Here is a 14542-nt window from a genome sequence, read left to right on the forward strand (position 1 = left end):
ATGCAAAAACTAAAAGACGCAAAATTATTTAGAAACGAACTAATTTCTGTTAACGGAAAATTAGTAGAGCGCTACAATAAATGTTTAGAAAAATTAGGTTTTTCTAAAACGGCGTTAACCTCTTTTTCTATTGATGGTTTAGGTTGGAGTCCAGAGATTGCAGAAGAAAAGAAAGAGCAATTTTATTTAAATAATGGAGAGGCAAATACGCACGCAATTATTATTTCGCCTTTGCAAAAAGGTTTACCAATTTACAATCCTTTTCATTCTTTTGACAAAGAATTAATGAAGGTTGTTTTTAAAAAACATGGCGACTTTATTAAAGATATTACTAGAGATTCTGCTATATGCTTAGATTTTGATCAAAAAATAGATGTTTTTTACGAACCTTTAGATGTTTTAAAATATAAAGACATTGTAATAAAATTTCATTTAATAAATAACTTAAATAAAGCTAAAGAGAACCAATTAAAATTAATTCATACTTTTAATTTAGACAATAATTTTATAGACGAAAATATTCATAAACAATTATTAGCTTCTGCTAAAAAATATGGTGATTTACGTGAAAGAAATCTTATTTTAGAAGAAATTAAATACACTACAGATTCTTTTTATACGAAAGCATTTGGCGGAATTTTTGTGTTGAAAGATTTTGTAAAACCAATTTTAATTTTTCAAGAAAAAGAAACATACAACCAAGCGATAAACGATACTGTGCATGATATTTTAATGTATCATATTTCTCATGATGAGTTAATCGATAAGCTTTTAAGTTATGACGTTATAGAGGCAGAACTAGAAGAAGAATTACATCAAAAGAAATACGAAAGAATTAAGAAATATACGCTTTCGAAACATTTGATGTCGCCAACACATTTGGTAAAAGATATTTTACAAAACGACATTCTTTTTAAGAGTTATTTAAATAAAATTGATATTTCTGCGAGAAAAAAAGTAATGGGTTTAGAGTTGTTTTTAGAAAAAAAGAAAACTTCTAAAGCGATTAAAGCAAAAGATTTTTTAGACAAAGATTTACTTGTTTCGTTACACAAACCGCATTCTTCGTTAAAACCAAATCACCAAGATTTAATTTGGTATTTATTGGTAAATATTGCGCCAATAGATGTGTTATTTTTATATTGGTATGACAAAGAACAATTTTATAGCACATTAAAAACATTAGAAAGCTCAACCCAAGATTGGGTAATAGAAACTATTTTAAATAATTTTTAAACAAAACATCTAACACAAATAATATGACACTAGAACTTTTAATATTTATTGCAGCTATTTTATTTGGTATTATTTTATTTTGGAGAGAATCTCAAGGAAATAAGTTGTATCGTTTTTTTAATAAAATGATGAATTCTAAAGAACTACAGATGTCTATTACGAACAAAAAAGGCTTTATCTACCAACAAAACTTCCTTTTAAGACTTGTATATATAAGTACGTTTTTCTTAGTTTTAGTTTTAATTGCACGATTTATAATTCCGATAGATATTACAACTGTTTCGTTATTTACTTCGATGATTTTTGGTACGTTATTAGGAACTTATATTGCTGGGTTTATTTTTAAATCTTCTGCAATTATCGAAGAACAATCAGAAAATTTAGGAGATACTTTTAATGATGTTTTAGAAAAAGGAAAAGATTTTGTGAAAGATTTAAAAACAGAAGAACCTGTTGCTATTAAGAAAGCACAAGAAGAAGTTAAAGATAGTAAAGTAGAAGAAAAAAGTGCCAGAGAAAGATTGAAAGACAAAGGTTTGTTATAGATTTTGTATAAAAACACATAAAATAAAAATTTAAAAAATGATTAAGAATTATTGGAGTAAAGGTCCAAGGCAAAAAAAAATAGTTGTGATTTTAAGTATCATAACTCTTGCTTTGTTGTTTTTTTTAAGAGATGATTATCAGCCAGCATTATTATTTGTTAGAAAGTTTATTTTTATCATATTGTTGTGTTTTACAATCTTATTTTTTAGTCTTAGAACATTTAGAAAATCTGCTAGTACAGGTAAAAGAATTGGTGTTTTAGTTTTTTTAACTGTTTTTTTCGCAGTTGTTTATTATGTAGGTTGGAATTTAAAATTCTACGATTACATGAAAACCTATAATGTTTATAATAGTTTACAAAGAATCGAAATTGTAGAGCTTCCTTTAACACAAAATGAAAGAATTCAGCCTTTAAGAAATATATTTTCGATGGCAAATGAATCTGTAGGAGAAACCAAAGATGTTTCTTTACCACATTTGGTTAGAGTTGATGGTCATAACCAATGGACAATGGCAATTCAGCCAACCGAAAAGTATGTTTGGCAAGGAATTAAAGACAATACAGAAGAGGTTTTTTCTGTTTCGAGTACAACTCCTTTTCCTCGTTTTTCATCAGAAAATAGAATTCCTGTAACTTTTTCAATTGGCGAATCTTTAAAATTTAGTAGAAATACTTACAACGCTGTTGTGCAAAGATTGAATCCGTGGATGCTATTTAATTACGAGCCAAGCGATACTTATTACATGAAAAATGACAAAGGCGCATGGGTACAAGTTGTAAGTTTAATTAAGTGGAAAGGTTTTTTCTTTCCGTATCCTACATTTGGTGGCGTAATGGTTGTAGAAAATGGTGAACATGATTTTAACGATTATCTAGAAAGAATTACAATTGGTAAAGGAATTTTTATTTCGCCAAATGAAATGAAAAATTACGAATACTTAACAAAGCAAAATACGCTGTCAGAAAAAGTATCTCGTTTACAAGCAGAAAGTTTAAAGTTTTTAGGAGGATTTAGAGATCCTTTGCCATGGAATATGAAAACGGCAGTTAAAATTCCGGACTTACCAGACGATCAAAATCAGCAACCATTTGTAACAGATTTCGATTTTTCTGATACAAAAACAGGTGCTTTTAGTGGTTTATATCATTGGTTTGGGCTAGAACCTGTTGGAGACGAAAGAACAAGTTTAACATTTAGTGTTTTTATTCCTGCGGATGGAACCGATAAATTATATTATTACGATCATGCTTCAAAAAAACAAGGTTATGCGGGTGTTTCTGCAATGCCTTTAAAAGTAATAGAATCAAGAAAAGAATATGATTGGTCTGCAAATAAACCAGTAGAATTTAGACCTTATATTAAAAATATTGCGGGTAAAAAGAGAATGTTTTTTCTAAGTACCATTTCGGCGATTAAAAAAGAAAATGCACAGTTTGATGGATCTGCAACGCCCGATTTAGCATTAATTGATAGTGAATATAGAGATGTTATTTGGATTGATGCAAAAAAACCAAGTACATGGAATGAAGAGGTTTATATTCAATTAAACGAAGCTTGGAGAGCTAGTGAAAACGGAAATATTTACTTCGAAAAAGAACAAACAATTTTAGAGAAAAATAAATCTATTTTAGACTCGATAAAGCTAATTTCAAAAAAAGAATTAGATTCTAAAAGAATTAAAGCACTACAAAAGAAGATAGATTCAATAAAAATGAATTAATATTTACAGCTTTCTTGGATTGCATTTTTGCTAAAACTAGCATAAAATTTATTTACCTATTTTTGAATAAATTATTTTATTAAAAAGTAAATTAAATAAATGATAGTACTATCTGCATTAGATTATTTTATAATCGTTCTTTTCTTTTCAGTTATTTTATTAATAGGTTTTATAGTATCAAAAAAATCAGGAAAAAGTTCTTCAGAATTTTTTCTTTCTGGCAGATCTATGCCTTGGTGGTTACTTGGTTTTTCTATGGTTGCAACTACATTTGCTGCAGACACGCCATTATTAGTAACAGATATTGTTAGAGGAGATGGTGTTGCAGGTAATTGGGTTTGGTGGACGTTTTTAATTACAGGTTTGCTAACCGTTTTTGTCTACGCAAAACTTTGGCGAAAATCTGGTGTAACTACAGATTTAGAGTTCTACGAATTAAGATACAGTGGTAAAGCAGCAAGTTTTTTAAGAGGTTTTAGGTCTATTTATTTAGGTGTTATTTTTAATATTTTGGTAATGTCTGTAGTAACATTGGCAGCTATTAAAATTGGCGGAATAATGTTGGGTATTCAACCTTGGGAAGTTGTTTTGTATGCAGGTTCTGTTACAGTAATTTTTTCTGCTTTTGGTGGTTTTAGAGGTGTTGTTTATACCGATTTTTTACTTTTTATAATTGCCATGTTTGGGGCAATAGCAGCAGCTTATTATGCTGTAAATTTACCAGAAGTTGGTGGTTTAGAAAGTTTGTTTCAAAATAAACTCGTGGCAACCAAAACTAATATGTTACCAGATTTTAATGATACAAATACGGTAATTACAATTTTAATTATTCCGTTAGCATTACAATGGTGGAGTTCTTGGTATCCTGGTGCAGAACCAGGAGGTGGAGGTTATATTGCACAAAGAATGTTAGCTGCTAAAGATGAAAATCACGCAATAGGTGCAACGTTTTTTTTCAATTTTGTACATTACGCTTTAAGACCTTGGCCTTGGATTTTAGTAGCCTTGGCGTCTTTGGTAATATATCCGGATATTGCAAGTTTGCAAAGTGCGTTTCCTAATATTCCTGCGGATAAATTAGGGAATGATTTGGCATATCCAGCAATGTTAAACTTTTTGCCAAAAGGAATTTTAGGAATTGTTTTAGCATCTTTAATTGCAGCATATATGAGTACAATTTCTACACATTTAAATTGGGGTTCTTCTTATGTAGTAAATGACTTTTATAAACGTTTTATTAAAAAAGAAGCTACAGAAAAACAATTGGTAAATGTAGGTAGAATAAGTACAATATTAATGATGGTTATAAGCGGTTTACTAGCTTTAACTTTAACAAATGTGAAACAAGTATTTGATATTATTATAATGTTTGGTGCAGGTACTGGTTTAATATTTATTTTGAGATGGTTTTGGTGGAGAATAAATGCTTGGAGCGAAATTTCTGCAATGTTTTCATCAGGAATAATTTCGATACTTTTAAATTTTACGTCTTTAAAAACTATTTTATTCGGTGTAGAAGATGGTCTTTTTCCTAGTTGGTTTCAATTTCCGTTTGTGGTGTTAGTAACAACAATAATTTGGTTGGTAGTTACTTTTCTAACTCCGCCAGAAAAAGATGAAACACTTCAATTATTTTATAAGCATATTCTACCTAGTGGCGCCGGTTGGCGTAAAGTTGTTGCAAAAGCAAATTTGGCAGGAATTAATTTTGATCAAAAAGAAAAAAACTGGAGTTTGCCTAATGCAATATTAGCAATGTTACTCAGTTGCGTGTTAATTTATAGTTGTTTGTTTGCAACGGGTTTTTGGATTTATGGCGATTACAAACAGGCATTAATTTTAACTTCATTAGTTATTATAGCTTCTATTTTTTTAATAAAACTTTTAAAAAAAATAAAAAATACAATCTTGTAAGTTCTTAAATTATTGAAAGGTAAATATTTCCATGTATTTATTTTCCTTGGTAAATAAAATTTTATTTTGTAAATTTGTACTCTAATTGATTCATTAAAGTATGAAAACAGCAAAGATTATATATTTTATTTCTACAGGATTGTTAACATTATTAATGCTTTTTTCTGCAGGAATGTACTTTTTTAATCATGAAGAAGTAGCCAACATGTTTACCAACTTCGGATATCCAACTTATATTATTTATCCGTATGCTATTGCAAAAATTTTAGGTTTAATTGCGATATGGTTTTTTACAAAAAGTGTAATTAAAGAATGGGCATATGCTAGTTTTTTCTTTGCTTTTATTTTAGCCTTTTTTGCCCATGTAATGATTAATGATGGCGAGCAAACGGGTGCAATTGTAGCTATAATTCTTTTAATTACTTCTTACATCACTTCAAAAAAAATAAATCATGACAAACTCTAAAGTTACTTTATCAAATAAAAATTATTTAGCAGAAGCAAAAGCTAGAAATCATTTTTTAACTCTAGATGAACCTGTTGTTGATGGAGGAGATGATAACGGACCAACACCCGTAGAATATTTACTAACTGCAATTGGTGGGTGTGTAGCCATGACTTTAAGAATGTATTCTGAAAGAAAAGGTTGGGATGTAGGTGAGATTGATGTAAAAGTTACTCAGGTAATAGAAAATAATGAGAAATTTTTAACAGAAGAAATCTCTTTTGAAAAAGAAATTACAGATGATCAAAAAAAGAGATTACTAGTAATTGCAGGAAAATGTCCGGTAGCAAAAATGGTTAAAGGAGAAACAAGAATAGATTCAAAAATTATTTAAAAAATAAGCATGAAAAAAATATTAGCATTTGCAGGTAGTACAAGTTCTACATCGATAAATAAACAGTTAGCTACTTTTGCAGCAGAAAATTTAGAAAACTCTACTTTTAATGTGATCGATTTAGCAACTTTTAAAGTGCCTGTTTATAGTGAAGACGAAGAAAAAAATGGTTTTCCAGAAGATATTAAAAGCTTTACAACTAGCTTAGATAGTTATGATGGATTTATAGTTTCTTTAGCAGAGCATAATGGTTCTTACGCCGCTGCTTTTAAAAACATTTTCGATTGGAGTTCTAGAATAAATGTAAAAGTATTTAGAGACAAACCATTATTATTAATGGCAACTTCACCAGGCGGAATGGGCGGTCAATTTGTATTAAGTGCCGGTGAACAAAGATTTTCTAGACACGGTGCTAGTGATATTGTTACCTTTTCTTTACCAAGTTTTTACGAAAATTTTAAAGAAGGTAAAATTACAGGAGAAGATCTTCTAATCGCATTAAAAGAACAAGTAAACACTTTTGAAAAATTAGTTAATGAGCAATAAATTAAACATCGTTTTATACGGTAGACAAGGGCATGCATATACTGTAGCATTTAAAAACTTTTTAAATTCTACAGATGTGCCTTATACATACAAAGATATTTCTAAAGATGTAGAGGCAAGAGAACATAGTAAAGAATTGTACAATGGTGTTGCTAAATTTCCGACTTTATTTGTAGACGATAAAGTGTATTTAACACCAACTACAGAAGAATTTAATAAGATAATGCAAGATTTAAAGTTAAGAGCTTAAACTCTAACTTAAAGTAAAAAAAAGTAGCAGATGGGAGACATTTCGAAAGATATCAATTCTAAGTTTACAAGCAATAAAGTAAAAGCTTTAATAAACATAAAATATACTTCTAACTGGTTAAGCAGTAAAGAAAACGAGTTTTTTAAGCCGCACGGAATCTCGCCGCAACAATACAACATATTAAGAATATTACGAGGTGCAAAGGCTAAAATTAAGGTGCAAATTGTAAAAGATAGAATGATAGAAAGAGCACCAAATGCAACTCGTTTAATGGATAAGTTGTGCGACAAAAACTTAATTGAAAGAGAGCGTTGCGAGCATGACAGAAGAGTAGTTTATGTACAGATTACCCAACAGGGTTTGCATTTATTATCTAATATAGACGATTTTAAAAACGTATCTTTTTTAGATAAACTCTCAGAAGAAGAAGCATTAACATTAAGTAATCTTTTAGATAAAATTAGATAAAAAAATTTGCAAATATATTTTCCTTGGAAAATACATGATAAAGAGCAATAAAGCATGAAAAAATATAAAAGTATTCAAACAGTTGTAGAGAGTCCGTTGGTTAACATGGGCCCTATAAAGCTTCGTCAACCTTTACCATCAAAAGGTTTAGAAAATGTAGATCCTTTTTTATTATTACATCACTATGGTCCTTATGCTATTTCAGAATTCAACAATCCGTTTGATTTAGGTCCGCATCCTCACAGAGGTTTTGAGCCGATAACATTACTTTTTAAAGGCGAACAATTGCACAGAGACTCTTTGGGAAACGAAATGATTGTGAAAGCTGGTGGAGTGCAATGGACAACTGCTGGTCGCGGTATTATTCATGCTGAAGCACCAACCAAAGCGTTTGTTAAAAAAGGTGGCGATTTAGAAGGAATTCAGTTATGGTTAAACTTACCCGCAAAATCTAAAATGATAACTCCAAATTATCAACATTTAGAAAAAGAGCAAATACCACAAATTACATCAAAAGATAAAAAAGTAGCAATTAATGTTGTTGCCGGCAATTTAGAAGAAACTTTTGGTTTAATTCAAACACAAACAGAGGTAAATGTTTATACAGTAAATGCCAAAGAAAATGGCTGTACAGAAATTGAAATTCCTAAAACACATCAATCTTTAATTTACCTGTTAGATGGTGAGATTTTAGTAAATAACTCACATGTGTTATCTAAAGGTAAAAATCAAATGGTAACCTTTAATCAAGACGGTTCTTTAGTTAATTTTTCAGCGAAAAAAGAAAGCAATTTATTAATTCTTTCTGGTGTACCAATTAAAGAAAAAGTAACCCAATACGGACCTTATGTTATGAATACTCAAACAGAAATTTTAGAAGCAATGAGAGATTATCAGCAAGGTAAAATGGGGTATTTGTATTAGGACGTTCCCCGAAAAGGGTCGTGCTTTCCACTATATCTTTTTGCAGAAAAAGCAAAAAGGATGCCGTTGCAATCACTAACGCATCCGCACTTTTAAAAGAAATTATTCAAGTTTATAAATGAAAAAAATAATTCACAAATCAGAAACAAGAGGTTTAGCCAATCACGGTTGGTTAAAATCATATCATACTTTTAGTTTTGCAAACTATCAAAATTTAGAAAGAATGAATTTTGGTGCTTTAAGAGTTTTAAATGATGATATAGTTCAGCCTAAAATGGGCTTTGGTACGCATCCTCATAAAAATATGGAAATAATTTCGATACCAATTTCTGGCTCTTTATCACATAAAGATAGCATGCAAAATAAACGTGCGATAGAAGTCGGAGAGGTACAAGTTATGAGTGCCGGAACTGGTGTAACGCATTCGGAATTTAATGATAGTTCATCCGAAGAAGTTAATTTTCTTCAGCTTTGGATACTTCCAGAATTAGAAAATGTAACACCTTACTATGACCAAAAGTATTTTGAAAAAGAAGGTAGAAAAAATAAATTTCAAACATTAGTTTCACCAAAAGATAAATTAGTTGATGGTTCTTTGCCTATAAATCAGCAAGGATATTTGTCTATGATAGATTTAGATAAAGATTTTAAAACTGAATATTATTTAAAAAACGGAGCTTATTTTTTCTTGATTGACGGCTCGCTAGAAATAGAAGATATTGTTTTAAATAAAAGAGATGCGGTAGGTATTTACGAAACTAATTTAGTTAAAATTAAAGCTAAAGAAGATAGTAAATTATTAATTATAGATGTACCGATGCATTTTTAAAATGTAATAAAAAAACAAAACCCTATTCAATTAAGAATAGGGTTTTTTTATAATTTGAAATCTATTATCCTAAAACAATAGATTTTATGTTTACAAATTCTTTAATACCAAAACCACCGTGTTCTCTACCAAAACCAGAATCTTTTACACCACCAAATGGCATAGAAGGATCTGCGATACCAAAAGTATTTATAAATACCATACCAGTATCAAAATGATTGGTTGCTATTTCTTTGGCTTTTTCGATGTCTTTTGTGAAAATTCCACCACCTAAACCAAACCTACTATCGTTAGCAATTTTGATAGCTTCTTGCTCGTCTTTAACTTTAATTAAAGAAGCAACCGGGCCAAAAAGTTCGTCGCTATAAGCTGGTTGACCAGGTTTTACATTTCCTAAAACAGTAACCGGATAAAAGTAACCTTTACCATTTGGTATTTTACCACCACATAAAATTTCGGCACCATTTTTAACACTTTTTTCAACTTGGTTATGTAAAGTTTCTCTTAAATCTTCTCGTGCAATTGGTCCCATATCTACACCGTCTTCTAAAGGATTACCAACTTTAATGTTTTCCATTGCTTTTACAAATCCCTTTTTAAAGTCTTCGTACACTTTTTCTACAACAATAAACCTTTTTGCAGCAATACAAGTTTCTCCGTTATTATAAATTCTACCTTTTACACATTCTTCTATTGCAGTTTCTAAATCGGCATCTTCTAAGACTAAATAAGCATCGTTACTACCAAGTTCTAAAACAACCTTTTTTAGTTCTGCAGTTGCTTTTTCTCCGATATTTCTACCAGCATCAGAACTACCTGTTAAAGTAACACCTCTAACGTGTTTATTTTTGATGATTGTATCCGACTGGTCATGAGATATTTTTAAAGCCTGAAATAATCCTTTAGGTAAACCTGCATCAACAAACACTTTTTCTAAAAATTGTCCTGTTCCTGTTACGTTAGATGCGTGTTTTAATAAAACTCCGTTACCAGCCATTAAATTAACAATTGCGTATCTAATTACTTGGTAAGATGGGTAGTTCCAAGGTTGAATACCATAAACAATTCCGATAGGAGAATACGCTACCAAACCATCTTTACCATTGCTTAAAATTCTTTTTTCTGTCGCTAAATTTTCTGGACCATTTTTAGCTGTATAACTACAAATACCTGCACATAAATCTATTTCATGCTCACTTTGACTAATAATTTTTCCCATTTCATTAGTCATTAGTTTTGCTAATTCCGTTTTATTTTTAGTCAATTCTTTTCCGATTGCTTCAATAATTTTAGCTCTTTCTTCTACAGGTTTTAATTTCCAATCTAAAAAAGCAGTATTACATGCTTCTATATTATCTTTTAATTCTTTATCAGTTAAATATTTATATTCGTTTAACTTCTCTTCTGTTGCTGGGTTTATTGTTACTATGTGTTCTTTGCTCATAATGAGTATATTTTTTTTTGATTAATAATTATTTTTGTTCACTTGGTAAAATGTGAACATCGTTTACGTTAACTCTTTCTGGTTGCGTTAACGTGTAAAAAATGGCATCAGCAATATCTTCTGCTTCTAAACTTGTCATTTCTTTCATTTGTTTCAATTCTTCTTTAATATCTTCATCTGTAATAGTGCTTAAAAGATCTGTGTTTACAGCACCTGGTTCTATTGAGGTAACATTAATTCCGTATTTAGGCGTAATTTCTTTTCTTAAACCTTCAGAAAACATTTTTACCGCAGATTTGGTAGCACAATAAACAGCACCACCAGGAAAATAATTATAGGCAGCAGTAGAAGATATATTGATAATGTTACCACCTTTATTTTCTATTAAAGTTGGTAAAACAGCTGCAATTCCGTTTAAAACACCTTTAATATTTACATCTACCATTGTTTCCCATTCATCAGTTTTAAATTTTTCGATGTAAGACAAAGGCATTAATCCTGCATTATTAATAATTGCATTTACGGTACCAAATTCTTGGATGGTTTTTTCTACTAATTTCGAAAAATCATCTTTACTAGTAACATCACAAGTTACTACAAGTGCTTTACCATTATTTTTTTCGATTGTTTCTTTTATTTCTTCTAGTTTGTCTTCGCTTCTAGAAGTTAACACTACAGATGCTCCGTTTTTAGCTAGTTTAATTGCAGTTGCTTTACCAATTCCACTAGATGCACCTGTTACTATTATTACTTTATTATTAAGTTTCATATCTTTAAGTTTTACTATTTCTACAAAACTACTTAGAAGGTAAGGTTCATTTTAGTTCATTTAAATTTGTATTTAGCTCTTTTACTTTTTAAGTTGAAAAAATAAACATATCTTGCAAAGTATTATGCATGCATAGTAAATTTAAAAAGACAATTATGAAATATAAGCACATTTTTGAACCCTTAGATTTAGGATTTACAACTTTAAAAAATAGAATTTTAATGGGTTCTATGCACACAGGTTTAGAAGAAGAAAAAAATGGTTTAGAAAGAATAGCTGCTTATTATGCAGAAAGAGCAAAAGGAGGAGTTGGATTAATTGTTACTGGTGGAATTTCGCCAAATATACAAGGTTGGACAGGACCTTTCTCTTCTAGAATGTCAACAAAAAAACATGCCAAACATCATAAAAAGATAACAGAAGCAGTACACAAAGAAGGAGGTAAGATTTGTATGCAAATTTTACACGCTGGTCGTTATGGTTATCATCCTTTTAATGTAGCACCGTCTAAAATTAAATCGCCAATAACACCTTTTACGCCTTTTAAACTAACACAATCTGGTATTAAAAGAACAATTAGAGATTTTGTAAACTCTGCAAAATTATCTAAAGTAGCTGGTTATGATGGTGTAGAAATAATGGGATCAGAAGGTTATTTAATCAATCAGTTTATAGCAAAAAGAACAAATAAAAGAACAGATTCTTGGGGAGGAGATTATGAAAATAGAATGCGTTTACCAATAGAATTGGTTAAACAAACAAGAGAAGCTGTTGGAGAAAATTTTATAATAATTTATAGACTTTCGATGTTAGATTTGGTAGAAAATGGATCTACATGGGAAGAAGTTGTACAGTTAGGTAAAGAAATTGAAAAAGCTGGTGCAACAATTATAAATACAGGTATTGGTTGGCACGAAGCTAGAATTCCTACAATTGCTACTTCAGTACCAAGAGCAGCATTTACTTGGGTAACAAAAAAAATGAAAGAAGAATTATCGATTCCGTTAATTACTTCGAACCGAATTAACATGCCCGAAACTGCAGAAAAAGTACTTGCAGAAGGAGATGCAGATATGATTTCTATGGCAAGACCATTTTTAGCAGATCCGGAATGGGTAAATAAGGCGAAAGCAGAAAAAGATGATGAAATTAATACATGTATTGGTTGTAATCAAGCGTGTTTAGATCATGTTTTTCAACAAAAGGTTGCAAGTTGTTTGGTAAATCCGAGAGCTTGTCACGAAACAGAATTAAATTACTCAAAAGTAGCAGTCGCTAAAAAAATTGTAGTTATAGGTGCAGGTCCTGCAGGTTTAGCTGCAGCAACTGTCGCAGCGCAAAGAGGACACGATGTTACTTTATTTGATTCCGCAAATGAAATTGGTGGCCAATTTAACGTTGCTAAACAAATACCCGGTAAAGAAGAGTTTTACGAAACCTTGCGTTACTTTGGTAAACAAATAGAATTGCATAATGTTACTTTAAAATTAAACACGAAAGTTTCTTTAGAAGATTTAAAGACTTCTAATTATGATGAAATTGTATTAGCAACAGGAATAAAACCTAGAGAACTTAAGATTGAAGGAGCAGACAATAAAAAAGTATTAAGTTATTTAGATGTTTTAAAGTACAAGAAACCTGTAGGAAAAAGAGTGGCAGTTATAGGAGCAGGAGGAATAGGTTTTGATGTGTCTGAATACTTATCGCACGAAGGTGAAGCTACATCACAAAATATTGATGCTTGGTTAAAAGAGTGGGGAATAGATAAAACTTTAGAAGCACGTTCTGGTATAGAAGGTGTTAAGGCAGAATATCATCCTTCGCCAAGAGAAATCTTTATGTTTAAGAGAAGTAAAGGTAAATTTGGTGGTAATTTGGGTAAAACTACTGGTTGGATTCATAGATCTACACTTAAAAAGAAAAAAGTACAATTTATTGGTGAAGTAAATTACACTAAAATAGATGATGTAGGTTTGCATTACACGCAAAATAACGAAAACAAGGTTTTAGAAGTAGATAATATTGTAGTTTGTGCGGGTCAGACTCCGTTTAAAGAATTATATCAACCTTTATTAGATGCCAATAAAAATGTACATGTAATTGGTGGTGCAGATTTTGCATCAGAATTAGATGCCAAAAGAGCCATAAATCAAGGTAGTAGATTAGCCGCAAAATTATAATTCTTTTTATATTTTTGCTATTAAATTAAAAAACATGAAGAAAGCGTTATTATTTTTAGCATTATTTACAGCCTATTTTTCTTTTGCACAACAAGAGATGGAATTCCCTAAATACAATGCAAAAAATTCTGCAAATATATTTTACTATAATTTTGCTGAAGTTCCTCCAAAAATCAAAGTGAAAGATGATGAAACTAAGAATAAAACAATAAAAGTTCTTAGACAGTATAATGATAAAATTAAAAAAATATCTTTCTTAAATTCAGCAAAGCTTCAACAATTAGAACTTACTATAAATTCTCTTGGTAAACAATTGTATTCTAACAGAGATTTGGCAGAGAAAGTTGGTAAACAAGTTAGAGAAACCATAAGACCAATAAGAGATAGTATAGATGTGCATGAAAAAGTGTTAAATGATGCGTTAAAAAGTTTTTTAAATAAAAAACAATTTAAAAAATGGACTAAATACCAAAAGGCACAAAAAAGAGAATTACTTCCAAAAGCACCAAAAAACCAAAATAATAATGGTTCGCAAGGTATGATGGGCAGAAGAAATGGTCCAGGAATGGGAGGCAGAAGATATTAATTACTTCTATTAATACAATTTGTCTTAATTTATACATTTTTAACAAGTTTTAGAAACGAAATAAATTAACGATATTTGCGCCATAAATAACGATTTACAAATTATGGGAATGAATAAGAATACAGTGCTTGCGTGGGCAACATTTATAATGATACTTGTAGGTTTGGGTTTAATTGCATTAGGTGCTTTTAGATATGATGATGTTGCAGGTTATGGTTTTGCCTCTGTTGGTGTAGGTTTTTTTGCGATTGCTTGGGTTTTTAATGCCCTAAAAGGAAGAGTATAGTTT

16 protein-coding genes are annotated in these 14542 nt (G+C 30.3%); 14 read left to right on the top strand and 2 right to left on the bottom strand.

The annotated features are described in order from the left end of the window. From B5464_RS10810 to B5464_RS10860, 11 genes are all read left to right on the top strand, one after another. On the top strand, positions 1–1236 hold the full coding sequence (locus B5464_RS10810; protein ID WP_079738369.1) for a DUF6638 family protein: 1236 nt from the start codon (positions 1–3) through the stop codon (positions 1234–1236). Positions 1237–1259: 23 nt separating this feature from the next. Next, entirely contained in the window at positions 1260–1781 is a 522-nt protein-coding gene (locus tag B5464_RS10815; RefSeq protein WP_079738370.1) for a hypothetical protein, read from the top strand. 37 nt (positions 1782–1818) lie between these two features. After that, entirely contained in the window at positions 1819–3504 is a 1686-nt protein-coding gene (locus B5464_RS10820; protein ID WP_079738371.1) for a hypothetical protein, read from the top strand. A 99-nt stretch (positions 3505–3603) separates the two neighbouring features. Continuing rightward, positions 3604–5418 (top strand): sodium:solute symporter family protein, encoded by a 1815-nt coding sequence (locus B5464_RS10825; RefSeq protein ID WP_079738372.1) that lies wholly within the window; start codon positions 3604–3606, stop codon positions 5416–5418. Between the two features lie 100 nt (positions 5419–5518). After that, positions 5519–5884 carry a DoxX family protein gene (locus tag B5464_RS10830; RefSeq protein ID WP_079738373.1) on the top strand — a complete coding sequence of 122 codons (366 nt, stop codon included), beginning with the start codon at positions 5519–5521 and terminating at the stop codon, positions 5882–5884. After that, the gene (locus tag B5464_RS10835; RefSeq protein ID WP_079738374.1) at positions 5871–6257 is read left to right on the top strand and encodes an OsmC family protein; all 387 of its coding nucleotides are present in this window, start codon (positions 5871–5873) and stop codon (positions 6255–6257) included. The genes B5464_RS10830 and B5464_RS10835 overlap by 14 nt, the downstream gene beginning before the upstream one ends. Before the next feature lie 9 nt (positions 6258–6266). Next, positions 6267–6803 (top strand): NADPH-dependent FMN reductase, encoded by a 537-nt coding sequence (locus B5464_RS10840; protein WP_079738375.1) that lies wholly within the window; start codon positions 6267–6269, stop codon positions 6801–6803. Next, positions 6793–7053 (top strand): glutaredoxin domain-containing protein, encoded by a 261-nt coding sequence (locus B5464_RS10845; protein ID WP_079738376.1) that lies wholly within the window; start codon positions 6793–6795, stop codon positions 7051–7053. Before B5464_RS10840 ends, B5464_RS10845 begins: the two co-directional genes overlap by 11 nt. A 30-nt stretch (positions 7054–7083) precedes the next feature. Continuing rightward, a complete protein-coding gene (locus tag B5464_RS10850; protein WP_079738377.1) occupies positions 7084–7521 on the top strand; it encodes a MarR family winged helix-turn-helix transcriptional regulator in 438 nt (145 codons plus the stop codon). A 54-nt stretch (positions 7522–7575) separates the two neighbouring features. After that, complete coding sequence (locus B5464_RS10855) at positions 7576–8445, top strand: pirin family protein (RefSeq protein WP_079738378.1); 870 nt, start codon at positions 7576–7578, stop codon at positions 8443–8445. 118 nt (positions 8446–8563) lie between these two features. After that, a complete protein-coding gene (locus tag B5464_RS10860; protein WP_079738379.1) occupies positions 8564–9274 on the top strand; it encodes a pirin family protein in 711 nt (236 codons plus the stop codon). Between the two features lie 64 nt (positions 9275–9338). Here B5464_RS10860 and B5464_RS10865 read toward each other — a convergent pair whose 3' ends face one another. Further along, a complete protein-coding gene (locus tag B5464_RS10865; protein WP_079738380.1) occupies positions 9339–10718 on the bottom strand; it encodes an NAD-dependent succinate-semialdehyde dehydrogenase in 1380 nt (459 codons plus the stop codon). Positions 10719–10746: 28 nt separating this feature from the next. Next, the gene (locus B5464_RS10870) at positions 10747–11487 is read right to left on the bottom strand and encodes an SDR family oxidoreductase (RefSeq protein ID WP_079738381.1); all 741 of its coding nucleotides are present in this window, start codon (positions 11485–11487) and stop codon (positions 10747–10749) included. Positions 11488–11639: 152 nt separating this feature from the next. Here B5464_RS10870 and B5464_RS10875 point away from each other — a divergent pair, with 152 nt between their 5' ends. From B5464_RS10875 to B5464_RS10885, 3 genes are all read left to right on the top strand, one after another. Further along, entirely contained in the window at positions 11640–13667 is a 2028-nt protein-coding gene (locus B5464_RS10875; RefSeq protein ID WP_368350985.1) for an FAD-dependent oxidoreductase, read from the top strand. A gap of 34 nt (positions 13668–13701) precedes the next feature. Then, positions 13702–14253, top strand: a complete 552-nt coding sequence (locus tag B5464_RS10880) for a hypothetical protein (protein WP_079738382.1) — start codon at positions 13702–13704, stop codon at positions 14251–14253. A gap of 103 nt (positions 14254–14356) precedes the next feature. Beyond that, positions 14357–14539: a CAL67264 family membrane protein gene (locus B5464_RS10885; RefSeq protein ID WP_077808755.1), complete on the top strand. Its 183-nt coding sequence runs from the start codon at positions 14357–14359 to the stop codon at positions 14537–14539. Positions 14540–14542 lie beyond the last annotated feature (3 nt).

This window comes from Polaribacter sp. KT 15, assembly GCF_900143115.1.
Classification (GTDB): Bacteria; Bacteroidota; Bacteroidia; order Flavobacteriales; family Flavobacteriaceae; genus Polaribacter; species Polaribacter marinaquae.